We start from the raw sequence: 24,707 nt of genomic DNA, 5'->3' as shown, positions 1-24,707 counted from the left end.
TTACGCTTGCCCGGACGCGGTCAATAACGTGCTGCGTCCAAAATGTCCCAATAGGATGGCTTGGGCTTATGCGCCATATTAAAGACGAATGGCCAGTTTTTTCGGCCTTTCACCGGAAAGTTATCCAACCAAGTATAATCATCGGCCGCTCCCCAGAATGTTACGGACGTGATACATTCGCTGTACTCCTTAAACAGTTGGAAAAATTGCTTGTAACGTTCCGCTTGCCTCACGAGCATCTCTTTGGTCGGCGCGAGCAGATCGGTTCGGCGGTCGTCATGCTGGAATACGGATACGTCCAACTCCGTAATATGCAGCTTCACGCCGAGGCTTGCATATCTTTCGATCGCTTGGCGTATATCGTCAATAGACGGATGCTCCAAGTTCCAGTGCGCCTGGAGTCCGATCCCGTGGATCGGCACATCCTTCTCCTTCAACGACTTTACCAAGGCATAGATTTTTTCTCTCTTTTCGGGAATGGACTCGTTATAATCGTTATAAAACAACATGGCCTCCGGATCCGCCGCATGCGCATATTCGAACGCTTTGGCTATAAAATCCTCTCCGGCGATGTCCAGCCACTTGGACGAACGCAGCAGCTCCCCGCCGCTGTCGGAAACCGCCTCATTCACGACATCCCATGCATAGATGCATCCCTTATAACGCGCAACCACCGTTTCGATGTGGGATTTCATCCGCGCAAGCAGCGTTTCGCGGTTAACTGCGCCGCCGGTGTGATCCTCAAACATCCAATTAGGCGTTTGATTGTGCCATACCAGGGTATGGCCTCTAACCGCCATGCCATACGCTTTGGCAAATGCAATCAATCGATCCGCATTCTCGAAGGTATATCGGTCTTCAGCAGGATGCAGGCTCTCGAACTTCATTTCGTTCTCCGCCGTTATACTATTGAAATGTTCCGTCAACAGGTCACGCTGCGTGATCAGCGTTTTTGGATTTACTGCCGCCCCGATTAAAAACTGCTGACTGAACGCTTCATGCAGCTTTGTGGAAGCATCCGTATGAGAATTGACCACTCTTTGTTCGCCTCCTCTTACCTATGTAATGCTTCAAGCTCAAACAAGCCATAGGCAATTGTTTACCAAAAGTGTAGCGCTTGCATTCGTTAGCAACAACCTGTCTATTATTTGTTCATTAACCCGGCAAATAATAGGTTCCTGGATAAGGATCGTTCGTCCAAAATTTCAACCAATTATTTTTTCGTCAAGTTGACTTTCGTCGTTACGTACCTCAGATCTCTGTTCAGGTCCGCATCCTCCGTCAGATCCAAGACCGGGCATCCATCGATATCAAAATGCACTCTGCGGATGCCAGTACTTCTTGGCTCCGTTAAACCGCCTCTTGCATGGTAAACATTCAGCAGGTTACCGTCATCGTCAGATATATAAGCATTATGACCAGGTCCGTATTCACCGGTAACCGACCTCGATGTGAGCAATGGATAATTACTTTTCGTCCAGCTGTCTGTATCCAGAAGGTCCGCACCTCTAGGTGCCGTTATCATACCTACGCAGTAGGTAGCATTAACGAGCGCACTGGAGAAGGTAACAAATATATTCTCTTTTGTAATCATGGCAAAAGGTCCTTCATCCACAAAAGTGTGATTATTTGCCCAGCCATATTCCGGCTTGGAGAGTAGAACGGGATCGTTAACCAGCCTCCAAGGCTGCTCTGGATCAACATTCGCAATGTACAGCCAAGAGCCAAGATCCACCGGAGAAAGCTGTCGCTGAGCCCATATGACGAAGTGCTTGCCATCTGCTTCAAAATAGGTCATATCCAGTGTGATGCCGGATTCGTACATATAATCGCCATCTTTGTTCTGCATTCTAATCGGCATTTCCCAATCATCTGCATGGACTGGATTTCCACCGGACTTTAATTTCATCACATGGGAATGAATGCTGCCGAATTCTCCACTGCTTACCGCGAAGAAAATATAAAGATCATTCCCGATAATATGGAACTCCGGGGCCCAAAAAAAATGTTTAATTAACGGATATATATCGTCATCCAAAATCAAGCTCTCGCCGGCGCTTGCTATACCTGCAATAGTCGCTGATTCCCTGACATAAAAACCTTGCTTCATTGATGTATCGTCATTAGTCGCGATAAAAAGGAATGTACCATTCCATTCAATAACACAGGGGTCAGCCCGATTGACAGCCGTTGGAAAGGAATAAGAATCTTGTCGTACCGTTCCTTTAACCTCGTACAGACCGGCAATATCCCAATCTAAGTGACTAGTATCCCAATCTACTTTTTTCGTTGCTGACGAACCATCGTTATAGAAAGCCGCAGCCCTTACAAGTTCCAAGTCGCTTGCCGAGGAAGCCTCTACTGTATCTGGTACTCGGATTTCTGTATTTGCAAGAACTGATAATTTCGTTATGACCTTGTTTCCGATTTGATTAGGCACATGAATCGCGTTTCGCTCCACAGCCCCCTCAATAGCAGTCTCAGCTGTCTTAAATTCGAATGCACTTGCCGTTTCCGGTTGAGATGCGCAATCCAGTGCGGTAATATCCGACATGGAATTTTTGTAATAATGGCCGGATTCATCGCGCCAGCTAATTTCGTAATGGTTTGTCCGGGGATTATATTCGCAAATCGCATCGCTTACATAGGAATCGCTCTTCAAATGAATCAAACCGATTTCTTTATAATGGATGAAATCGGAGGAGGTAAACAGCAGGATACAGCCTACACTCTCCGGGTCGTCCCCACCATCATGCTCGATACGTTCTGCGATGACGCCGAAGGTACCGTCCGCCATATGAAAGAGGTATGGATTTTTCAAACTTTTGGCGTTCAGGGTCCCGTTGTCATTGGCGGTTGCCTTTGCGAATAAAACGCCTGAATTATGATTCAACCCTGTGTAAGAATTTCCGTCATGGCTATACGCCAAATGCATGCTATAGGCCAATTTGGGACTATAGACATCATCTTCCATAGGCGTTCTTGTATAGCATAATAAATAGACATGATTTCTTTCAAAACTTATGGGTTCCGCGTTTTCCATTTATTCTACTTCTCCTTTAATATAAGGATCGATCGTCTGAATCGTCCCGTCATCGTTATAATGCAGTTCTGTATATTTGACACACCGCTTATGGTTGACGCCCCCAGAGAGGGAACAGTCGTGATAAAACAGGTACCACTTGTTTTCAAACTGGACGATGGAATGATGGGTTGTCCAGCCGATTACCGGTGAAAGGATCGTTCCTTTAAAGGTATACGGGCCCAGCGGATTCCGGCTGACGGCGTAGACGAGCTTATGCGTAGTACCGGTCGAGTAGGACAAATAGTACCATCCGTTATGTTTGTGCACCCACGGTCCTTCAAAGAAGCGCCGATCCTCGTCGCCGGCCGGAATCGGGCTGCCGTCCTCATCGATGATCGAAATTTCCTGCGGAGCTCCTTGAAAAGACAGCATGTCCTCACTCAATATCGCGACCTGCGGACCAAGAGCAGGAGCATTCGCATCCGGCCCCGCAGCTTCCGGCTCGAAGCTGCCGGTCTGCCATTTTTCCAGTTGGCCGCCCCAAAGACCGCCAAAGTAGATATAGGCCTGCTTATCTTCGTCAATCAGTACGGCCGGGTCGATGCTGAAGCTGCCTGCAATGTACGATGGCTGCGGGATAAAAGGGCCGGCTGGCGACGGGCTTGTCGCCACACCGATCCGAAAAACCCCATCATAATCCCGTGCGGGAAAAAACAAGTAATAGGTGTCGTTCTTATAAGCGGCATCCGGCGCCCAAAGCTGCTTGGAGGCCCACGGTATATCTCTTAAATGAAGAACCTCGCCATGATCAACGACGGGAGATTCGAGATTGTCCACGGAAAGCACATGATAATCTTCCATTGCGTAATGGTCCCCATTGTCATTATCAGGTCCATCGTGGTCAAGGTCATGCGACGGATAAATATAAATTTTCCCCTCGAAGACATGCGCAGAAGGATCGGCCGTGAAAATATGAGTGACAAGCGGTTGATTTGGTTTTGGGATTTGATTCATGCGAATTCTCCTTTTTTTATAACCCGAATGATCTCGCGTACTTATACTACGGTAAAGGCACCTTAATCCTTACTCACTCGACGGCTTCATAATGGAACCAGTCAAAATGAGCCGGCGACTCGGATCGAGTGCCGTTGCCCGTCGCATACATGGCGAAGAACACGCCCGTAAACCCTCCGGCTACTTCCGTGGCCAGCAAAGCACACTCCCCTTGGCCAAACCAGAAAGGCTCCTCATGGCTGCTGCTTGAGAAACCGAAGGCATAATGCTCCTTGTCCGATTTGACGGTCAGCACAACCTTATCAGCCGACCATGGCGCCTCATGCTCCACCTTCCATAAACTGCCGACCCTTCTCCGGAAAATGATCTTGCGCTCGCCGGCAATTCTTGTCACTGCAATCTCGTAATGAAACCGCTCATTCATGTATACGGTTATTCCCGCTTCTTCGCCGTTTCGCTGCGGCGCAAACGTCAAATATGCGGATACGCGGCATGCAAAGTGCTGCTGTCTCCGCCCGATAAACGCAGGCGCGTCAATAGCATTTAAGGTAGCCGGGGAGCCGTACAGCGTCAGGCAGCTGTCATTCTCCGTCAACGTCCAATTATCCGGGTTCGGCGAACGCAGAAAATTCCATTGCGGAGCAAGAGCGGAAGCGTTGAAGTCGTCTCTCACCATATGCTCTTCGGTCACAGGCTGCAGAGTTAACCCAGCGGAAGGCATCGTCTCTCCTATGGTGCCGTTCTCGCCGATCATCGGCCATCCGTCTTCCGTCCAGGTGACGGGTGCAAGGAACGTTTCTCTGCCGAGATGATGACGATTCGGATACCCGACAGGACGTATGCCAAGGAATACGGCCCACCAGCCGCCATCCGGCGTCTGGACGAAGTCTGCATGTCCCGTCGCATGAATCGGCTTGAAGAGGCTCCGATGAGACAGAATCGGATTGTTCGGACAGCTCTCAAACGGTCCGGCCGGCCCTTTGCTCCTTGCCACCGTTACCATATGGCCGTATTCCGTGCCTCCTTCGGATATGAGGAGGTAATACCAATCGCCGATCCGGTAGATATGCGGAGCCTCCGGATATTGCCCGCCGGTCCCCGTCCATAGGAACGCGCATTCCGAAACTTTTTTCCCGGTCTTCAAGTCGATTCGGCTCTGGTATATACCCGGGCCCGTTATATCATTACTCGCGGATGAAGTAATATAAACCGTCCCATCCTCGTCGAAGATGAGATCAGGATCAATCCCAGGATGATCTAAATAAATCGGATCGGACCACTCCCCGCGCGGATCATTCGTATACACATAAAAGTTGCCCCCGCTCGAGACATTTGTGGTGACCATGTAGAATGTACCGTTATGAACACGAATTGTAGGCGCGAATATTCCGCCAGAACTGCCCGCTTGACGCAAATCCAATTGCTCTGGCCTGGTCAAGCAATGTCCTATCTGCTGCCAATGCACAAGATCTTTGCTGTGATAGAGCGGTACTCCCGGAAAATACTCGAAAGAGCTGGTCACCAGGTAGTAGTCCTCACCTTCTCTGCAGACGCTCGGGTCGGGATGGAAGCCGCTAATAACGGGATTTTGGTAAGTCATTTCGTAAGACACTCCTTTGTAGATATAAGTTTGATTTCATTTACAGCACTTCTTCAAGCAATCTTCGGCTATGCGCGTCAAGCGCGTGCCAATCAGGAATTTCACAGCGTTTGCCGCTCAGATCGGTCAGAATAATCCGGCCTCCGCCGGGATACTGAAGATGCTCATGCAGATTTCGCATCGCCATTCGGGCGGGGCCAAGATGTGTCTGCAGCTCCCACAGCCACAGATCGGATTTGAATTTCACGCTTTCCACCCGCGTTACTCTCGGAAGGAAGTAGCGGAACTGAAGCTCCTTCGTAAGCTCGGCGGCACTTTCTTCATTAAGCTCCGCGATATCGCGGATGATTCCGAGCTCAACGCCGCTCGCATTACGGATTGAGATATACTGCGAGTCGTATTGAAACGGGAACGTACGGTAGACGACAAGCTCATCATATGGCTTGCCGTCAATGACACCCTGGAGCACGCCGCCTTTGCCTCGGCTGAAGCTCGCTTCGTCCTCTGACAATACCCGAATAGCAAAGCTATCCGCCATCAGCACTCAACCCCCTTTATTTTGGACATCTCTTTCTGGGCGTCAACAAGCTTGCGGTAGACGCCCTTTTCTTTCTCAAGAAGTTGTTCGTGAGAGCCGACTTCGACGATTTTACCCCGTTCCAGCACGACGAGACGATCTGCGTTGCGGAGCGTGGATAAGCGATGGGCGATGGCAATGGTCGTACGGCCCTGAACTAGCCGGGAAATCGCCTCCTGAATCTGCCGCTCGGTTTCGGTGTCGACTGAAGCGGTCGCCTCATCCAAAATAAGAATACGGGGGTCATGGATGATAGCGCGGCCGATGGCTACCCGCTGCCGCTCCCCGCCGGACAGCTTGTGCCCACGCTCGCCTACCCGGGTATCATAGCCGTCCGGCAATCTGACGATAAAATCATGCGCATTGGCAATCTTGGCTGCCCGCATAATTTCTTCAGGTGTCGCGTCGGACTTGGAATACGCGATGTTCTCCGCTATCGAGCCGTCAAAGAGAAACGTTTCCTGAAGGACAACACCGATCTGCTTTCTTAAATCGGATTGGCTGATATCGCGGATTGAAACACCGTCAATGAGGATGGAACCTTCATCCGCGTCATAAAACCGGCATATCAAATTGATAAACGTCGACTTTCCCGCTCCCGAATGTCCGACAAGGCCGATCATCTCGCCTGCTTTCACACTTAGGCTGATATTCCGAAGCACTGGATGATGCTTCTCATAGCCATAAGTGACCTGTTCGAAGACGACATCGCCCTTGATGGTACCGAGCCGCACCGGCTTGTGGACATCGGGCACTTCGGACGGCGTATCGATAATTTCAAACACCCGATGCGCGGCAGCCATCGCATTGCTGGCCCAGTTAATCATCTGGCTGACCCACTGCAAAGGCCCGAATAACATGCCAAGATAAGCGACAAGCGCCATAAGCACCCCTAGCTGCAGCTCGTCGTTCAACACCTTGCTTCCTCCGTAATACCAGATCAGAAGCGTGCCTATTCCCGCAATAAGGTTAAAGGCAGGAAATATAAACTGCCAAAGTCCTTCTGTCTTGACATTGTTCTTCACGACTTCCGCGTTCGCCTCGGTATAGCGGGACAACTCCTCGCGTTCACGGCCAAATGCCTTCACCACCCGAATACCCTGCAGTGAATCGCCGACCAGCATATTCAAGCGAAAGATCGATCGCCACTGCTGGTATAGGCGGCGTCCGATTTTTGGCCAGATGGTGACGGACGCCGCAACCATAAACGGAACAGGCAGCAGCGCGAACAGTGACAGCCTCCAATCCAGGCTCATCATGATGATAAAAATGATGACGACACGAAGCGATTCTCCGCAGACGAAAATGACGCCGTCCGTCATGAATTGACGCTTCGACTCTGCATCATTATTAACGCGGCCTATAAATTGAGAGGTCTGCCTGCGGTCGAAGAAAGCCAGCGAAAGCCTCATGAGCGACGCATAAACATCCTTGCGAACATCACCCATTAGCTTGGAGCCGACCCATATGCCGATATACCCGCGCACCGTCTGCATAACAGTAAGAAGCAGCATGGTAAGACCGAGGCCTGAAACAACAGTAAACAAGGCTGAGCCCATATTTTTGGGCTGCAGCACATCGTCGATGATGATTTTCGTCAGAAACGGCGGCAGCAGCTCGACCAAGGTGGTCAGAATAAGCAAACAGCCGGCCGCTGCCATTTGAAGCTTATAGGGCTTTGCGTATCCCAGCATCCGGGAGGCCAGCTTGCCATTGTTCAAGCAAAGCTGGCAAACCTGCGTGCCTTCGCCGAGCGGATTGGCGCAGGTCGGGCAATAACGCGGTAAATCGCGCTGCGAAACGGCCGGAAGCTCCTCTCCCTTTGCAATCGCGCTCAAGAGCTTTGCTGCAAAGCCGGCTACCGATGTCAGCTCAGCGGTATAGCGGGCAATGACTACCGGTCCGCTTTGCATGTCGGCTACCAGTGTGCCGCCTCCTACTGCGCCAACGGCTCTCGCATCCTTAAGCTCCGCAGCCGATAGCTGCATGACTGTCGGACCTTCCATCTGCATAATCATGATGTCGCGGCTGGTAACGGCGATCCATTGCTCACCGAACCGGCCGTCAGGCAGCAGGTCTGTCTTGAAACTAAACAACAGATTGCCTGTCAACTGCTTCCGAAGATGCTCCGGAAGCATATCCTGCTTGGACATGGACATCATTCTCCCATTCTTAATCTACAACTAAGCAACGATCCGAAGACACTCGAAATACTCCGCTTTGGCTCCTTGTTCGCGCAGCGGTGAATAGCTCCCCGCCTTACGGCAGCTTCGAAGGATCCACGACCGCCCAGAACGCCGGCTTCGCCTGAAGCTGCTTATCGAATAGAAACGGCGCCTCGGTGCGCTTTACCGGGAACGAGCTCAGCCACGTATGATCATCCGCGATGCCCCAGAATACGACGCCGCTGAGAATGTCCTTGTTCGCCTTGAACGCCTCGAACAGCTCACGGTACCGATCTGCTTGCATCTTCAGCACGTCATCCGGAATATCCGCTCCGAAATCTCTGCGATCGTTCCAAGCGTAGATACTCATATCGAGCTCGGTAACTAGATTGTCGAGGCCGAGCTCACTGAATTTCTGCATGGAATCGATAATGGAATCGACCGTTGGTCCGTGTATGCCGATATGCGTCTGATGACCGACGCCGTCGATCGGCACCCCTTTGTCCAGCATTTCCTTCACCAATTCATACAACCTGTCGCGTTTCACCGGATTGTCCGTTCCATAGTCGTTAATGTACAGCTTTGCGTCCGGTCCGCCCGCTTCGCGCGCCGCGCGGAAGGCCGTCTCGATGTAATCGGTACCTGTAATCTTGTACCAGTCGCTGGACCGCATGCCGCCCGGGTCCCCCGGCTCAATGACCTCGTTTACAACGTCCCATGATTGGATGTCGTCCTTATACCGTCCGACAATGGTACGAACATGCGTATCGAGCCGTTCAAGCAGCAATTTCTTGTTCGTTTCGCGCTTTCCCGGATCCGTCTCTTCGACCATCGGTTTGCCATCGGCATCCTTGAAGAACCAAGCTCCGACTTGGCTATGCCACACAAGCGTGTGGAATCGAACTTCCATACCGCTCTTCTTCGCGAATTCGACGATCCGGTCTGCATTTTCCCAAGTGAAGCTGCCTTCTGCAGGCTGTATCGCATCCGGCTTCATTACGTTCTCCGCGACCAGCCAATTCACGTGCTTCTTGAGCAGCTCTGCCTTGAGCCCCGTTGTCTGAAACGGTTCGATGGCCGCCCCGATCGGGAAATAGTCGGCGTACGATTCTGCGAGCGACGGAATATCCGTTTGGACTGACGGCTCCGAAAGTGCTCCCTGTCCGCCATTGTCGGCATTTTCTTCATCTGTGGCCGAGGTCTGTTCAATCGGGTCCACGGACTCTTCCGCCTTCGGGCCATCCACCTGCTGAGCCGTCAGGCTTTCGCTGCTGCTTATAGCTTCCGTCTCGCTTGGATCAAACCTGTTCAGCAGCAGCAAGGCAACGACAATTGCGGCGGCTAACAACATAACTAGCAAGGCTTTTCTTCGTTTAATTATTGGGCTGGACAAGCCGGAAACCACCTTCCTATGGATCATTTCAATGGATACCATAAAAGGGAACAGCCTTGCGGAAGTTTCAGCTCCGCAAGGCGCTTCCCCTATACTGGTCAAAGCTAGCCTACTATGCCTGTTCGCTCGATACTTTCGACAAAATAGCGCTGAACGAACAAATAAATAATAATGAGCGGTAAAATCGCGAGCAGAATCCCCGTATCCTGCACCATGCTCATATAGAACGGATCTGCCTTTGACGCATCGCCGCCTTGAAGCTGAATCGCCAAATTGTACGGCAATGACGATAATTGCGTTGACATGACTTTACTCGAGGTTAAATACGTCGTCGTAAAGAAACTGTCGTTCCACTGCCATACAAACGAGAAGAGCGTAGTGGTAATGATGGCCGGCACCGCATTAGGCAGCATGATTCGAGTAAACGTTGAGCTTACCCCAGCACCGTCGATGTACGCTGCTTCCTCGACTTCTTTGGGAATCCCCCTGAAAAATTGCCGAAAGATAAAAATATATAATCCCGCTTTGAGCGAATTGGCTGTAAGCGACGTCAGTATAAACGGCCAATAGGAGTTGAGAAGATTAACTGATTTCCCGGAAAGCAAAGGAATAAGCCCCATTAAGGTGAAATCCTTCAGATTTAAATAAATCGGAATGAGTATGGTTGTTGGCGGTACGAGTATGGTCAAAATGACGCCTGCAAAGAGCAAATTGCTTCCTTTGAATTTCAGGCGGGCAAACCCGTATCCGGCGAGCGCGCAGGAAATCGCGGTCAGAACCGTGGTCGTCGCCGATAGCGTAAAGGTATTGAGCAACGTTTCCCAGTAGTCCATGATCCTTATCGCGTTCATGAAATTGTCCAACGTATAATGCTTGGGAATCCATACGACGATCGGCGAATAGAGATCCGTTTTGTCCTTAATCGCTGTCGAGATTTTCTGAAGGATCGGGTACAAGATAACGAATGATAACCCTGCGATCAGCGTTAACCGAATGATTGTCCAAAGCCAGCGCTTCCAGCTTTCTAACGATAACAATCGAGAAACGGGCATCTCATACACCTTCTTTCTATTCGTGGTAAAAGACTTTTTTGGATATAAAATAAGAGCTGATCAATAAAATGACGGCAATCGCCAGAAAATAAATCCAGGCCATCGCCGAGCTGAGGCCAAAGTTGAATTTGACAAAGCCCGTATCACGAATCAAGTCCGTTAACGCATTACGCGAGAACGAATCAATAATCGTGTAAATCATGTTGACCAGAATAAGCGGGCTGACCATCGGAAAGGTAATTTTCCAGAAGGCTTCGTAGCCGGTAGCTCCCTCGATCTTTGAAGCTTCGTACAGCTGAGGGGAAATCGTCTGTATGCCGGCAAGGAAAATCAGAATCTGAACGCCCGACTGACTGACGATTTGGTAGATCCGGTCTACCGCACCCGTAAGATAGTTCACGATGGTCTCGCTTACGCCGGCTTGAAGCATCATTTTGGCAAGTTCGAAGCTTCCTAAAGCATTCATAACGCCGCCCGAGCCCGCATTTTGCTCATTGACGGCTTGGATCAAGCTGGTGCTCTCAAGGGTCATAATAATCCCCGAGGCCAGGATGACCGGCAAGAAAAAGATGGACCTGGCCACAGATCGGCCAAAAAACTTCTGGTTCAGCAATACCGCGAGGAACAAGCTGAATATAACGATCAGCGGTACGTTTACCACCATATTTACGATCGCTTCCGTCAGAATCCGATTAAAGGTAGCATTGACGGTCAAGGCTTCTACGTAATTCTTCCAACCGGAAAACGTGATCGTGATGCCTTCCGCATTGGCCTTGATCGTGCTGAAGCTGTAACGCAAGGATGACAGCAAAGGAATAAAGAAGAAAAATACAAATCCAAGCAGCCAAGGCAAGACGTAGACAAAGCCCCAGAGCGCTTTCTGCTCCGCATACGTCCTTTGTTTCATGCCGAGCTTCGTTAAGGATTTCATGATTGTCCACCACCCGTAATATAGCTCTCGGCTTCGACCGTCCTGCCGCCCGCCGTTACTTGCGAACGGTTATAATTCACAATGACATAAGCGCCATTCTCATAGACCGTTTTGAACACGCCTTCACTCAGCTTCTCATGCCCGGTGATCCGCTCATTCCGGACATTTTTCAGAACCCCGTTTACCTCCTGATAAATCTCGGCGGCCTGGTCGATCCACAGCTCGTAATTAACGGCGTACAGATCGTTATATTCCGTATCTTTCACCTTATGATTCGGCTCATAGATCCACTCAAAGTAAACGCCTGCACCGTATTCCAGGCATTTGAGCACGTATTGCTTTACATCGGTGAAGGTAGAAAGATTAAATGGCGCTCCCGTATAATCGATAAATCCGCGAACGACCATCTGATAAAAAGGAATCTCTTCATCTTCGATTTTAAATTTACTGTTCGACATAGGCGCATTTGTGATGTCGCTCAGATAAGGAAGCGCATAGGCATTTCCGCCGTCGGCCATCATCGTGAGATCCGCTTCACGGATCTTGTTCAGCGATTGGACGGATATCCCCTCAGACTCTGCCCGATCAACTTGATTGTTCTCGCGGTAATCGCTGTTCAATTGGTCCGCCAAATCCCGCAGCGAAATGCCTCCGGTCTTAAAGCCGCCGAAATCCTTCAGCATGGCATCCGTGAATTTCCCAACCATCTTCGGCGAAACGACATAGGACGGCGACCGGTCCCGGTCGCGTCGGTTTAGCGCCGTGTCGAGCGGATAAAGCGCCGCCGGAACTCCTCTTAACGTTCTGGAAGCTTCCTTCGTCTCATTGAACCCTGACCCTGAATGGGCAGTTAGAATCGCGACGTCCGGATAGAATGAAATTCCCTGGTCCTTGGCAAACGATACAAAATCCTTCAAGCCTTTGCTCCCGCCGATCGCCCGGTCGACCGAGAGGTTATCCGGAACCTCGTGATCCAGGCCTTTGTTAAACCACCCGGAGTACTTGAGCTTAATTTCGTGAATGTTACGCTGCTGCATTTGTGTAACAATGCTCTGCGCTTGTTCGAATGTCGTAAGCGGCTCCAGCGCTTGATACGGAATTCCTGCAATATGCTTCTTTTTGGATATGCTTCCGATCAGTTGCAGATAAAAAGGGATATCATCCTTTCCGTCAGCCGCCTCCAGATGAGGGAGACCGTTGTTCTGCATCAAATATTGCTGGTAGTACGCAGCCATTCCTTGATAAGAAGCATCTTCGCCGTCAAGAAACGCATATCGGACCGTCAGGTCGCTCATTACCGGATTTTCTTGAAACTTTGGCAGCGAGCGCTGCTGTCCATTCGCATCCAGGTTTAAATCGCCCTTGTTCAGAACGGAGAAGCTCGGATAGACGTAGTTATAGCTGTTCAGCCTGCCGCTGATATCGGCATTAATGGTCGCAACGGACTCGCCTTCTTCAATAATGCCGAGAAACGCGCCGCCCTCGCGGATCATTCCGAATACCGGCAGCCTGGCCTCTTGCGTTCTAACCGCATTTTCAGTCGTATCCATCGTCTGGTCCGTTCCGTATATTTGCTGCTGGTAGGCTGGATAATTAGTTTTGCCGTTGTTAAAATGGATCAGCGCCCCTGCCCCGTCCGGAACAAGGATGGAGCCTTTCGACTCCGGTCCCCCTGCGCCAAAGAAGCTCAGGAGCGAAATCGTGTTCACCGGGTATTCCTCCGGATATTGGATGCTCGAAACCGGAACTTTGGCGACGAGACTATCCCCATCCAGGACATATTCAATCGATGCAAGGAAAATCCGCGGCTCCGGCTTCGTCTGATCCAGATGGTTCTCCGCGATGTCCGCTACAAGATCCTCCTCCGTATAACCCGCATCCTCGAACGCCTTGAGCGCCCGGTCAAGCTGAAGTCCTTTGAGCGCACCGTCATTTCTTTCATATACCGAATTTTCTTTGTCTTCGGTATAGGCGATTTTCAATGCCCGCTTCCCCGTATTATCCAATTTACTTAACACTTTTTCTTCAAAACGGGCTTTGCTCATCTTCATAGGCATGTCGTCCATCGTTTTTTTGCTCGTTCCGAACTGATACGACACCCTTACGCCGCTTGGAATTTCTTCGAATTTGATCTGCTTGTAAACCACGCTGTCTGAGAAGGAATTGACTGCGCTCAGCTGTCCGAACAAATTATAAAAATCGATTTTCAATTGCGAAGACAATACTCCCTTGTTAACCCCTGCGGCTAACGGATCCGATTCGCGTTCAGGCGGATTGCTGTGCCATATTTCGCCGCTTTGCTTATGAATGACCGCAACAGCGCCTGTCTTATCGTCCACAAACAATTTCAATAAATCATTTTCAGCTATCCCTTTCATACCGGCCACGCGGGCATCCGTGAAGGAAACGCTCAGAGCCTTTCCTTGCGTAAATGCCTCGGCAAGCTGTGCGCTATCCTCCGCCTGATTAACCGTGCCCCCATCCGAGCAGCCGGCAACGAGCAGCCCTACCAATAAACATGAGGTAAGCAGTACGTACCTTGCAGCTTTGTTCATCTCTCCTCCTCCTTCCTTAGTTCCTCATAACCAATTCTTGATAGATAACGGATATGAAGGCGATGATCTGTTGGACCAAGCTGAAGAACAGTAAACCGATAAAAGCCATAAAGCCCATCGCTACGACCGTCAGAATGATGATCCCGATCGTTTTGGACGGCGTAAATTGATGCACCGTCATATTCGCGACAAATAATAGAAAAATAAACCAAATAACCGCAACGCTATTCGAAAAATAATAAAATGTCGTTTCTTGCAGCGAAATGACGTTGCTTAGCCAGATCCACGGGAAGTTAATAACGACCAGCGGAATCAAGGCAAAACAAGTGGAGGTAAAGATTTCGACAAACTTCCCTTCCCCGTCCAGCAAGGTTGTGAGCGACCAATTGGCCACGCACCAGAATAATACCGGCACAACCACGTACATGATTTCCATGAAGCTGTTCATCTCGTTCGGATTGAATAAATGAACGAGGAAACCGCTGTATTGGCTGCTTAAAATATTGGTAACGGCCAGCAGGAACACAACCGCAAATGCAATGATTAAATTGAGCTTCTGACTGCGATCATATTTCAGGTCCCAGTAGCCGTTAAAAGGATGGACGATGAGATTTAACGGATATTTAATCCACTCTTTACTCAATAGAGACACCCCTCTTTCTTCCCGACGTTTTCCGATACTTTCTCGCCGCTAGTGCACCGGCTGCAAGTAAGACGATAACGGTCATGATCGCCGTGAAATGCTCTCTCATTACTTGTTTCCGGAAGAGCAGGAAAGCCTTCGAATAATTCTTTTGATCCATGCTCCGTTTAAAATGCTTCATCGCCTCTTCGTAATCGCCTTGCCTTAGAAGCGACTTGCCGATGCCGGCATAAGCGAATTCAAGGTTCGCATTCATGTTGATCGTCTGATTGAACAATTGAAAGGCTTTCTCTTCCTCGCCTCTGTAATAGCTTCTAACAGCTTCGTTGAGCGTCCGGCCATACTCCGTCGTTTGGAATACCGTAATCTCGCCGAGCGCCTTATCCAAAACGAGGAAATCGTCTCCGACCCGTTCAATCGCCACAGGCGTATTGAATTCGCCCAGTTGGTTGCCCATCCCCCCGAAAACGTACATAAAATGCCCGTCGCCGCTGTAGGTGAAAACCCGGCCCCGCTTGGCATCGAGAACGGAATACATCTCGCTGTCCGCGACATCGATATCCACAAGTCTAGAGGGGCCGATATCGCTCGAATAACGAATATCTCCTTGCGGATTGTAATACCCGGTTCTGCGCAATATATCGTTGCCCTGCGCATTCAGTTTTTTGATATTGTCTCCCCAAAGATCCCCATTGGTTGCATAAATGAACCCTTCGTTATCCATATCCAGGTTCGTAAATTCCGTCGGCGTAAACATAACCATCTGGCTCCGCTGCGCCTTTGTCGACATCCGCTTCCAGAAGTATTCAACTGGATCGACATAAACGCGGTTAGCGCCGATAAATGAAGTGAACGCCCCGTCCGCATTAAATTCCATGAAGCCGTCGAATACGCCAGTCGCCATCACATAAGTCCGCTGCGCCTTGTCCATAATGACCCGGACGGGTTGGAACTGAAAATTAGCTTGCAGCAGCTCGGATTCAGGAGCTTCGATAACCTTCACCAGCTTAAAATCCGAGTCGAGATGAACGATGCGATTATGGCCCGTATCGGCAACAAGCACATGCTTCTGATCCGTTACGAAGAGGCCTTGCGGATTTTGGAAATTGTCGGCTTGCCCATCCCTTTCAAAGGAATCGATCGTGGCTGCCGGCTTGAATGTCTCATCCAGAATGACAATCCGGTTATTGCCGGAATCCAGCACATAGATTTGTTTGTCCGGCGTGACGTAAAAATCGCTCGGATCTTTGAACGGTCCCACACCGAGACCAAGCCCGCTCAATAAAGTCGTCGCCTGGTAAGCGGCGGGCGAAGCCACGGTATCTCCCCAGAATGAGTAATTATAGGAAGCGGCGGCTCCGTCTTCAGCCTGGACAAGCGCTCCTCCCATACTTACGCCCAGTAAACAACAAAGCGCAATAAGGAGGTGTGCTCTCCCTTTTTGTATGCTTTTAAACATCGTGCACGGCTCCCTTCTAATCCTTCATCCCGGAAGTCGCCATCGTCTGAATGACGCTGCTCTGGGAAATAATAAAGAGCGAAATCGGAACAATCATCAAGAGCAGCGCGACCGCCGCTCCAACCCCTGCTCTGGCAATTCCCCCAAGCGTAATCTGCCCCAATGCAAAGTGAAGCGTCTTTAGATTCTCACTGTAGATAAAGCTGCCTCCATCGGTTCCCCACAGCATCGGAAATTGCAAAATCATGAGCGTTAGCCATGCAGGCTTAACATTGGGCATAACGATACTCCAGTAAATCCGGTACTCGTTAGCTCCGTCTATTTTGGCCGCTTCCAGCAGGGCATCCGGAATTTGTTCCATAAATTGCTTCATTAGGAAGAGCCCTAACGGGAAAGCCAATGACGGCACAATGATGGACGCATGCGTATTGATCCATCCCAGCCAGGACATCACCATATAGTTGGGAATGGCCGTTACATGCGGAGAAAACATTAAGGACAGCACGACGATGGAGAAAAGCGTTTTTGATCCCATGAATCGGTATTTGGCCAGCGGATAAGCCGCAGCGGATGCCAATAAGATATGCCCCACGGTGCCGACAACCGTAATCAGCAGCGTATTGGCGATATAGCGCGATAGCGGCACCCACGAATTCCCCATCAAGGACAGCAGATCATAAAAGTTATCCAATGTCGGATTGTTCACGAAAAACCGCGGCGGGAATATGAACAATTCGTCAAGCGGCTTAAAGGCATTGTTCACCGCATAAATTAACGGCAGAGCCATAAAGGACCCGAATAAGGCAAGGAGAACGAACAGCAAAAAGCTGACGGTAAAGGAGCGATTGAGCTTTTTGGGCGTTCGAAAGGCCGCCATCATTTTCATGTCGTCACTCACCTATCTTTCTCAACATTTTTTGCGTCAGCATGTTGGTCCCGATCATAAGCCCGAAGAGAACCGTTGCGATCGCGGACGCGTAGCCCATCTCGAAACGGATGGTGCCATAATCCATCAGATGCGTTACGACGGTATGCGCCGCGTAATTGACGCTTGGAAATCCCGCAAGCGCGATCGATATGTCAGCAACGGCAAACGAACCGGTAATCTGCATGACCGCGCCGAACAGAAGCTGCGGCCTCATGGAAGGCAGCGTAATGAACCAAAGCTCCTGCCAGCGGTTCTTAATCCCGTCTACCGCCCCTGCTTCAACCAGCGTTTTATCGATCGTTTGCAGACCGGCGATAAAGGCCAAGAAGCTGGTTCCCAGACTGAGCCAAAGCTGAACGATCATGACAATGGTCAAAATATATTTCTCGTCCAGCAGCCATTGAATCGGTTCCAATATAAACCCGATTTTCATCAGGAAACCGTTCAAATAGCCGTAGCTGTCACCGGAGAATACGATCAGCCAAATAAAAAATACATTTCCTGAAATCGCCGGCGCATAAAAAATCAACGTCATGAATGCGCGCACCTTGGGCGAAAGCTCGTTGATGATCCATGCAAACAGGAAGCAGGCGATATAGCTGATAGGACCGGTAATGACCGCGAACATAAACGTGTTCTTCAAGGCGATCATAAAAACATCATCGTTTAGAAACAGCCTGGAATAGTTTTGCCAGCCCACAAAACGCGGAAATTCAAGCATATTAAAATAGAAGAAACTTAAGCAGAGCGAGAAAACTACCGGAATAACGGTAAATAAGAAAAAAATAATCATGTAAGGACTCATCAATAGGTAGTAATGCTTGTTTCGTTTCAACTCATTCACGACATAAGCCAACTTGGATCTCTTCTTCGGACGAATGGAGCCCTTCATGGCTTGAGCGGTTGTTTCTGCTTGCACCCGGCTTCCTCCCCCTAACTAATGCGGTAAATTAAATTCTTTCCGCTTAATCTCAATTTCATCGTTAATATAGAGGATATAATCCGAGAAGGCTTCACGGGGATTCTCATTGGCATTAACGACTTTTCGGAAGGCATTGTCCAAATGCCTGCCCGTAAAGTACCCGCCTGGAACCTGCGGAATGCCTCTGACCCACTGCCACTGGCTCTCTAAGTTGTTGTAATCCTTGACCGGCCAAGGCAGCTCTTCAAGCGCCTCAATATTAGCCGTCGGATACCGGGCCGCCTCGCCCATAAGACCTTCCATTTCACGTCCGTAAGCAATTTGGGTTTCCTTGTCCGTCCACCATTTCATAAATTGCCAAGACGACTCTTTATCATCCGAATTTTCCAGCATCATGACGCCGGTTGTGTGGCTGGCTACTTCATTGTTAATCGTGCCGTCCGCAAGCTTCGTGCCCGGAACAACGGTGAAGTCCCATAGGCCTTTGATCTCCGGAGCCATGACCGTCAGCATGTTGTACGTCGTATAGTCCGCAATGCCAATCGGCATCTCGCCCGTTCTGAACCGGTTCGGGAAGTCCGCTTGCAACGGGAACTTATAGCTTGTATAAAATTGCGTCCATTTTTTAAATGCGCTCATCGAAATTTCGGAATCGAGTGCGCTCTTCTTATCGTCACCACGATAAAATTCGCCGCCGTTCTGGTAAAGCAGCATGGAGAATGTCGCATTCGGAACCAAACTCGCATTCGTGGCCTCAAGCGGCAAATAAAACTCCATGTTGTGCTTCTGAAGAACCGAAATCATGTTATAGATATCCTGCCAGGTTTTCGGCGGAGTCAAATTCAGCTCCTTGAGGATATCTTTGCGATAGAACAACATCGGGAATGTCTGCTGCTCCGGGAGGGCAAATACTCCATCATCGTATTTGTAAGGCGTAAGTCCGCTGTCGCGGAACCTTGAAGCGACTTCATCGTAATCCGCAAAGCGCGACAAGTCGGCCGCAGCGCCCCTCATCGCATAGTTCACCGGAACATCTTCGCCGATCTGCATGGCCACGTCCGGCCCCTCGCCGGCAAGCGTAGCCGGCAGAAGGATGTTGCCCGGAACGAGCTTCAGCTGAACGGAAATATCCGTATCCGGCGTAAAGGAATCGTCAATCAGTCCCTTCAATACTTGCGCCTGATCGCGACCGGTGGTAATCCACACCGTGACCGCACGATTTTTCTCTTCGGTATTTCCGATGTTGTCATAATCTTCTGTATAAGAGGCCGCATAGGCTCCGAGCTCATGTCCTACCTCTTCCAGCAATGTGGCTTCCGCTCTCGGAAGTTCGCGGCCTGGCGAAGAGACAACAAGATAATCAAGCGAAAGCGGCTGCTCCCGCACGGTCAGGATCCACGTTCCCAGACCGCCGACATTGACCTTGTATGCATCCAATCGCTTGGCAACCGTCTCAGGATATGCCGCCAAATCCTTCAGTTGGCGAACCATCGAGTGAAGGACGGCTACCTTGTCGCTTCGTTCACCTGTCGCCTGCTCGAGATAGTCCGCTACGCTTTGAATCGTTTCGGCTTGTTCCGTGAAAACCTCTACCATATCAGGAATCCGCTTCTCCAATTGATAATCGCGAAACGGATCAGGCTTATTCGATGTAATCATTAAGATTTTCCGGTACATCTCATTCAACTGCAGCACGCTCGACTCGATCGTCTGAAGCAAAGGCGCGATTTCGCCGAGGGAGACCATCATTCGAATACGATGCGAGCCTTTGGTCAAATGGTACGAGTAGGGCTCATCGCCGCCCAGCACATTCATCTGCCAATCCCTTTCAAAGTTAAAGCGAATTCGCTTCATCTCCTCAAACGGATATTTTCCGTCGATCATAAGACTGCGCGTGGCGTAGACGCCGCGAAGCTGGTCCTGCTTTTGTTTTAACGCAATTTGATACAAACCGTCCTCTTCTACCTCGAATTCCCACTCGATCCACTGCCCGGGCAGCTTCCAGTTCAGTCCTCCGATGGTGTTGATTCTGATTTTTGAAACGTCATATGGAATAACCGTTGGACTAGACCTGTCGGACATCGGATATAAGGTCGGGGAAGACTTGAACTCTGCGTCTTCCGCTTGGATGAGGATATATTGATCCTTGACAGGCTTTATGCCTCCGGCTGTATACTCGCTCTTCAGCTCTTCGTAAGTCTTCAACTCCTGATCTTGGTATAGCTCAATATAATCAATCGCCATGGGTTCTCTTAACGCCGTCAAGGAAAGCCTTTGCATGCCTTTGTCGAAATAGAAGGAATAAGGCTCATCATAATAACCGTATCTGTCGGTGAGCGCGGTGATTTGCCATTCAGGCTTCTCAACCTGTCTCGGACGCAGGTCGTTTCCTCTGTCGTCTCTCTTGATCTCTTCATTCCGATCTCCCCATACCCGGTCAAACAAAATAATATCAGCGCCCTTAAAGGGGACTTCCTGATTAATGGCAAATTGTCTTTCAATGGCAGAGCTCTTTCCCTCGATCGGATAATAATGAATTCTAACGTTGTACAAACCAGGCTGATCCATTTGAACATCCCAATTAATAGATCCCGTCTCCGGTGTAATTACCGCTTTCCCTTCCAAACCATGCAGCTTCTCTGCGACTTCAAAACCGTCCCCGACGGTTTCGGCATAATTCTCCCCCTCAATTCGAATCACCCCTTCAGGCCGCTTCGCTGTCGAGTGGGAATTTATATATTCGTCATAACCTTCTGCTCCAGCCGATTCCGCTTCAAAATCAGCCATGGCCCGAACCTGCCCGTTACTTGTCTGATTTGAAGGGTAAAAAGCCCAAATGGACAATACAAATACGGCAAGAACAAGGATGACGATTACATACTTCTTCTTTCTGATGTTCAATTTTTCTCCCCTCCTGCAGCATGAAGTATTTAATCCAATAACAGTCCCCATTATAGAAAATTTCTAAATGGGGACTGCAAGGCAATCGCTATTAATGGTTACGAGCCAAATACTTCGTCAATCGCCGCTTGAAATGTCGATTTATACTTTTCGACGACTGTGGATACCGAAACCCCGCTATTCAGTTCGCCGACGAAATCATAAAACTTCAGATTCGGGAACGTATTGTGGTCGAGGACGATCATATTCGGCGCAACCATTTTGGCGTTGTTGATGTCATCCTCATTTTTAAACAAAGTCTCATACCAGCCTTGATCCGGATAATCATACATGGAATCGATATCGTTAATCTTTTCCCAAATATACAAGAGCTGCTCGGGATTCTTGACCGATTTCGGAATCGTCAAAGCTTGGAAGAGCGCTTCCGCGGAATGATAGGTCGTAGCATTCGGTCCCTTCGGAAACGGAATGAAACCGAGCTCATAATCAGGCATATCCGTCTGGAAGCCGCTTAGCTCCCACAAAGCGCCTGCATACATAAGCGTATTGCCTTGTCGGAAGAACTGACCAGGCTCCGTCCAATCGCCGCCTTCCGTCGGTCTCGCTATTTGCTCCGTAGCCAAGCGGGAAACGAAATTAAGCGCATCAAGCGTCGCAGGATCCTCTAGATTTTGCTTGTCTCCTTTGGTGAGTCCTGTATTGTTGGAATACAGAGCCTGGTCCATAAGCGAAGAATTCGCGAGACCCCATGTATCCAGCTTGCCATCGTTATTCGTATCTTTATTGGCCTCTTTGGCAACTTGAATGAACGTTTCCCAATTCCAGTTGTCTTCGTTCACATACTCTTGCAGTGCTTTCGCGCCTAGCTGATTCATAAGCGTACGGTTGTAGAATATGCCCTGAACCAGATTAGCCTGACCCTCGCTAAAGCCGTAACCTTTGCCCTCATACGTGTAATATTCATTCGTGACCTTCTGATTGAATGCCCTAGGGTTCTTCGTGTACTCGTCGATTGGCCACAACAGATCTTGTTTCACAAGCGTTGGAACCGTGTACGTTTTGCCCAATCGGACGATATCGCCGATCGGCTCGCCCGCCAGCAAGGATGCGGTAACTTTCTGCTGGTACTCGCCGTAATCGATAGCGACATATTCCACTTTGAAATTATGCTTCTCCATTAACGCATCCAGGTTTTTCTTGCGCTGAATATTGTCCGGATTGTCCTCCGGAATCGTCATATCCCACCACGAAACGATTTTGATCGTTTTGCCGCCCAGATCGAAATCCATCTCCGGCGTGCTGTTCACTTCTTCCGCATCGTTCCCAGCCGCATTGTCCGGCGTCTCGGTCGCGCTGGTGTTCGTACTAACGTTCGTTCCCTTGTTGTTGCCGGTGTTATTGCTGCTGTTTGAACCGCTGCCGCATGCTGCGAGAACCAGAACCATTGCGCATAACAGAATCATCATTTTGCGAACCTGCATACTTTATCCCCCTTAAGATTTGTGAACACATTAAAAGTGTAGCGCTTACATTTTGCAGCAACAACCTGTCGAAAACCAGCTATTCCACCTGTCAAATTATAGGTCTGGAGCTGACATTTCGAATCCAATAGGGCTAGGAAAGACAAGTAGTAAACAACGGCTAACGATATAAAGAAAAGCACATTGTTAATCATTCGTGTATTTTACATAATGAAAGCGTAATCTTTTGCAGGCATGAGGGAGTCAGGCGTGCCGCGAATACAATGGGAGGTAAACATTGTGTATAAGGTACTGGTTGTCGATCTGAATGATCATTCGGAAGATAAGACACTATATACGCTTGATTGGAACAGCTTGGGTTTTGCCTTGGAGGGTTTTGCCGACGCTTCCGCAGCCGCCATGTCTTTATTCGCCAAGCATCGTTTCTCGCTTATCGCGATCAATATGAAAGGCGCTCACGCAGAGGGGCTCGAGCTGTGCGACCAGATCCGCAGCAAAAGCCGCCTGCCGATAATGCTCATTGGCGGTGGAAATGACTTCCAGCTCGCAAGAAAGGCGATGTACTATCAAGTCAGCGACTATTTACCCGATCCCTTGTCAATCGATGAGTTAATGGCAAGCATGCAAAATTTGAAGCGGGAGCTCGACTCCGCCCTTTCAACGGATGATCACGAGCATTCTTTGTCCTTATCCGAAAATGATTCTTCCCCGCAGGGCAACATTATCGATAAAGTGAAGGAATACGTGGGAGAAACGTTGCATCAGAACATTACCTTGAAAGAAATATCCAATATTTTGCACTTCAACTGCTCTTACCTGGGACAAAAATTCAAATACCACGAGAAAATGACCTTTAACGAATACCTGCTGCAACAGCGAATGGAGAAAGCCAAATCCCTACTCGAACATACCGACATGAAAGTTTATAAAATCGCTAACGAAGTCGGATACACCGAAATGGATTGGTTCTACAAAAAATTCAAGTCGTACACTGGTGTAAGCGCTAACGAGTACAGGAAGATGATCTCGATTACGGCATGACCCGTAATGGATTGCGATATCGGCATAAGCTCATTTGATCGTGGAATCCTTTAATCATCAGAAAAGAAAGCCGCTTGCTTTGTATGTCAAAGCAAGCGGCTTTTTAGTTTGTTCTTGAATCGTTCAGCCCGTCCTCTTGGCCTCCGGCGGATAAAGAATGATGCGGCCGTCCTCCATCTCCACGCGCACTTTGTTGCTGTCCTTGAAGCCCTCGAGGTCGAGGTAGCCAGCCGGAATCTGTAACCGGCCCGCCTTATCGACAACGGCATACTCAATATGGCTCTCAGTCCCGTGCCGGGCGCTCTCTGCGTCCAGCAGCGCAATTTCTTCCGCATACGATACCCGGCGAATCATCTCCGCCGACGTCTTGCCGTCACGGATTTGAACGACTCGATCCACCTTGCGCGCCAGCAGCGGATCATGCGTCACGATGACAATCGTAATGCCGATCGTCCGATTCAGCGTGCGGAACAGATCCAGCACCTGATTGGACGTTTTCGTGTCCAGTGAGCCTGTCGGCTCATCGGCTAACAGCAGCCTCGGCTCGTTCGCGAGGGCGATGGCAATCGCCACCCGCTGCTGTTCCCCGCCGGATAGCTCGCTCAGCCGATTCATCATTCGGTGGCCGAGTCCAACTGCTTCGAGAAGCTCGAACGCCCGTGCCCGGCGGCGTTTGCCGCGCAGCAGCATCGGCAGCTCGACATTTTCCCTTGCGGTCAGGTACGGAATCAGGTTTCGCGCATTGTTCTGCCATACGAAACCGACCGTATCCCGCTTGTACTTCACCAGGTCCTTCTCGCCAAACGTCAGCAGATCCTTCCCGTCCACAAGCAGCTTGCCGGCTGACGGCTTGTCCAATCCGCCCAACATATTGAGCAGCGTTGACTTGCCGCTGCCGGAATTGCCGATGATGGCCATCAGCTCGCCGTCTTCGATCTTCATATCGAGCCCTTGCAGGGCGACGACCTCAAGATCCGCGGTTTTATAAATTTTGACGAGTCCTTCACATTGAATCATAGG

General features: G+C 49.8%; 18 protein-coding genes. 1 reads left to right on the top strand and 17 read right to left on the bottom strand.

Annotated features, from left to right (window positions below):
* Window positions 1-20: 20 nt before the first annotated feature.
* From MRBLPE1_RS30405 to MRBLPE1_RS30330, 16 genes are all read right to left on the bottom strand, one after another.
* Window positions 21-1,037, bottom strand: coding sequence for an endo-1,4-beta-xylanase (locus MRBLPE1_RS30405; RefSeq protein WP_364153425.1), 1,017 nt, complete (start codon window positions 1,035-1,037; stop codon window positions 21-23).
* A gap of 176 nt (window positions 1,038-1,213) precedes the next feature.
* Entirely contained in the window at window positions 1,214-3,043 is a 1,830-nt protein-coding gene (locus tag MRBLPE1_RS30400; RefSeq protein ID WP_364153422.1) for a family 43 glycosylhydrolase, read from the bottom strand.
* Window positions 3,044-4,039, bottom strand: coding sequence for a glycoside hydrolase family 43 protein (locus tag MRBLPE1_RS30395; protein WP_364153419.1), 996 nt, complete (start codon window positions 4,037-4,039; stop codon window positions 3,044-3,046).
* A gap of 73 nt (window positions 4,040-4,112) precedes the next feature.
* Window positions 4,113-5,639: a glycoside hydrolase family 43 protein gene (locus tag MRBLPE1_RS30390; RefSeq protein WP_364153417.1), complete on the bottom strand. Its 1,527-nt coding sequence runs from the start codon at window positions 5,637-5,639 to the stop codon at window positions 4,113-4,115.
* A 40-nt stretch (window positions 5,640-5,679) separates the two neighbouring features.
* Window positions 5,680-6,177 (bottom strand): DUF1854 domain-containing protein, encoded by a 498-nt coding sequence (locus MRBLPE1_RS30385; protein ID WP_364153414.1) that lies wholly within the window; start codon window positions 6,175-6,177, stop codon window positions 5,680-5,682.
* Window positions 6,177-8,369, bottom strand: a complete 2,193-nt coding sequence (locus tag MRBLPE1_RS30380) for an ABC transporter ATP-binding protein (protein ID WP_364153410.1) — start codon at window positions 8,367-8,369, stop codon at window positions 6,177-6,179. Before MRBLPE1_RS30380 ends, MRBLPE1_RS30385 begins: the two co-directional genes overlap by 1 nt.
* A gap of 106 nt (window positions 8,370-8,475) precedes the next feature.
* Window positions 8,476-9,774 (bottom strand): endo-1,4-beta-xylanase, encoded by a 1,299-nt coding sequence (locus tag MRBLPE1_RS30375; RefSeq protein ID WP_364153407.1) that lies wholly within the window; start codon window positions 9,772-9,774, stop codon window positions 8,476-8,478.
* A 104-nt stretch (window positions 9,775-9,878) separates the two neighbouring features.
* Window positions 9,879-10,826, bottom strand: coding sequence for a carbohydrate ABC transporter permease (locus MRBLPE1_RS30370; RefSeq protein WP_364153404.1), 948 nt, complete (start codon window positions 10,824-10,826; stop codon window positions 9,879-9,881).
* 16 nt (window positions 10,827-10,842) lie between these two features.
* Window positions 10,843-11,757: a carbohydrate ABC transporter permease gene (locus MRBLPE1_RS30365; RefSeq protein ID WP_364153401.1), complete on the bottom strand. Its 915-nt coding sequence runs from the start codon at window positions 11,755-11,757 to the stop codon at window positions 10,843-10,845.
* On the bottom strand, window positions 11,754-14,312 hold the full coding sequence (locus MRBLPE1_RS30360) for a DUF5696 domain-containing protein (protein WP_364153398.1): 2,559 nt from the start codon (window positions 14,310-14,312) through the stop codon (window positions 11,754-11,756). Before MRBLPE1_RS30360 ends, MRBLPE1_RS30365 begins: the two co-directional genes overlap by 4 nt.
* A 16-nt stretch (window positions 14,313-14,328) precedes the next feature.
* Window positions 14,329-14,955, bottom strand: coding sequence for a YIP1 family protein (locus tag MRBLPE1_RS30355; protein ID WP_364153395.1), 627 nt, complete (start codon window positions 14,953-14,955; stop codon window positions 14,329-14,331).
* Window positions 14,948-16,414, bottom strand: coding sequence for a hypothetical protein (locus MRBLPE1_RS30350; protein ID WP_364153393.1), 1,467 nt, complete (start codon window positions 16,412-16,414; stop codon window positions 14,948-14,950). The genes MRBLPE1_RS30355 and MRBLPE1_RS30350 overlap by 8 nt, the downstream gene beginning before the upstream one ends.
* Window positions 16,415-16,430: 16 nt before the next feature.
* Window positions 16,431-17,300: a carbohydrate ABC transporter permease gene (locus MRBLPE1_RS30345; protein ID WP_364153391.1), complete on the bottom strand. Its 870-nt coding sequence runs from the start codon at window positions 17,298-17,300 to the stop codon at window positions 16,431-16,433.
* A 4-nt stretch (window positions 17,301-17,304) separates the two neighbouring features.
* Window positions 17,305-18,234: a carbohydrate ABC transporter permease gene (locus tag MRBLPE1_RS30340; protein WP_364153647.1), complete on the bottom strand. Its 930-nt coding sequence runs from the start codon at window positions 18,232-18,234 to the stop codon at window positions 17,305-17,307.
* Window positions 18,235-18,279: 45 nt separating this feature from the next.
* Window positions 18,280-21,165, bottom strand: a complete 2,886-nt coding sequence (locus tag MRBLPE1_RS30335; RefSeq protein WP_364153388.1) for an extracellular solute-binding protein — start codon at window positions 21,163-21,165, stop codon at window positions 18,280-18,282.
* A 98-nt stretch (window positions 21,166-21,263) separates the two neighbouring features.
* A complete protein-coding gene (locus tag MRBLPE1_RS30330; protein WP_364153386.1) occupies window positions 21,264-22,646 on the bottom strand; it encodes an ABC transporter substrate-binding protein in 1,383 nt (460 codons plus the stop codon).
* Between the two features lie 279 nt (window positions 22,647-22,925).
* On the opposite strand from MRBLPE1_RS30330, the gene MRBLPE1_RS30325 reads away from it, so the two are divergent.
* Window positions 22,926-23,687, top strand: a complete 762-nt coding sequence (locus tag MRBLPE1_RS30325; RefSeq protein WP_364153384.1) for a helix-turn-helix domain-containing protein — start codon at window positions 22,926-22,928, stop codon at window positions 23,685-23,687.
* A 123-nt stretch (window positions 23,688-23,810) separates the two neighbouring features.
* Here the strand turns inward: MRBLPE1_RS30325 and MRBLPE1_RS30320 are convergent, their stop codons facing one another.
* Window positions 23,811-24,704, bottom strand: a complete 894-nt coding sequence (locus MRBLPE1_RS30320) for an ABC transporter ATP-binding protein (RefSeq protein WP_364153381.1) — start codon at window positions 24,702-24,704, stop codon at window positions 23,811-23,813.
* Window positions 24,705-24,707: the final 3 nt, after the last annotated feature.

This window comes from Paenibacillus sp. LPE1-1-1.1 (assembly GCF_040676435.1).
Classification (GTDB): domain Bacteria; phylum Bacillota; class Bacilli; order Paenibacillales; family Paenibacillaceae; genus Pristimantibacillus.
This window is presented reverse-complemented; position numbering and strand designations above follow the sequence as displayed.

Excerpts from the sequence above, each read along its gene's own strand:
- MRBLPE1_RS30400 (WP_364153422.1), bottom strand. The coding sequence starts at position 3,043 with ATGGAAAACGCGGAACCCATAAGTTTTGAAAGAAATCATGTCTATTTA.
- MRBLPE1_RS30330 (WP_364153386.1), bottom strand. The coding sequence starts at position 22,646 with ATGCAGGTTCGCAAAATGATGATTCTGTTATGCGCAATGGTTCTGGTT.
- MRBLPE1_RS30320 (WP_364153381.1), bottom strand. The coding sequence starts at position 24,704 with ATGATTCAATGTGAAGGACTCGTCAAAATTTATAAAACCGCGGATCTT.
- MRBLPE1_RS30370 (WP_364153404.1), bottom strand. The coding sequence starts at position 10,826 with ATGCCCGTTTCTCGATTGTTATCGTTAGAAAGCTGGAAGCGCTGGCTT.
- MRBLPE1_RS30385 (WP_364153414.1), bottom strand. The coding sequence starts at position 6,177 with ATGGCGGATAGCTTTGCTATTCGGGTATTGTCAGAGGACGAAGCGAGC.
- MRBLPE1_RS30390 (WP_364153417.1), bottom strand. The coding sequence starts at position 5,639 with ATGACTTACCAAAATCCCGTTATTAGCGGCTTCCATCCCGACCCGAGC.
- MRBLPE1_RS30340 (WP_364153647.1), bottom strand. The coding sequence starts at position 18,234 with ATGAAGGGCTCCATTCGTCCGAAGAAGAGATCCAAGTTGGCTTATGTC.
- MRBLPE1_RS30350 (WP_364153393.1), bottom strand. The coding sequence starts at position 16,414 with ATGTTTAAAAGCATACAAAAAGGGAGAGCACACCTCCTTATTGCGCTT.
- MRBLPE1_RS30395 (WP_364153419.1), bottom strand. The coding sequence starts at position 4,039 with ATGAATCAAATCCCAAAACCAAATCAACCGCTTGTCACTCATATTTTC.
- MRBLPE1_RS30345 (WP_364153391.1), bottom strand. The coding sequence starts at position 17,300 with ATGAAAATGATGGCGGCCTTTCGAACGCCCAAAAAGCTCAATCGCTCC.
- MRBLPE1_RS30365 (WP_364153401.1), bottom strand. The coding sequence starts at position 11,757 with ATGAAATCCTTAACGAAGCTCGGCATGAAACAAAGGACGTATGCGGAG.
- MRBLPE1_RS30380 (WP_364153410.1), bottom strand. The coding sequence starts at position 8,369 with ATGTCCAAGCAGGATATGCTTCCGGAGCATCTTCGGAAGCAGTTGACA.
- MRBLPE1_RS30360 (WP_364153398.1), bottom strand. The coding sequence starts at position 14,312 with ATGAACAAAGCTGCAAGGTACGTACTGCTTACCTCATGTTTATTGGTA.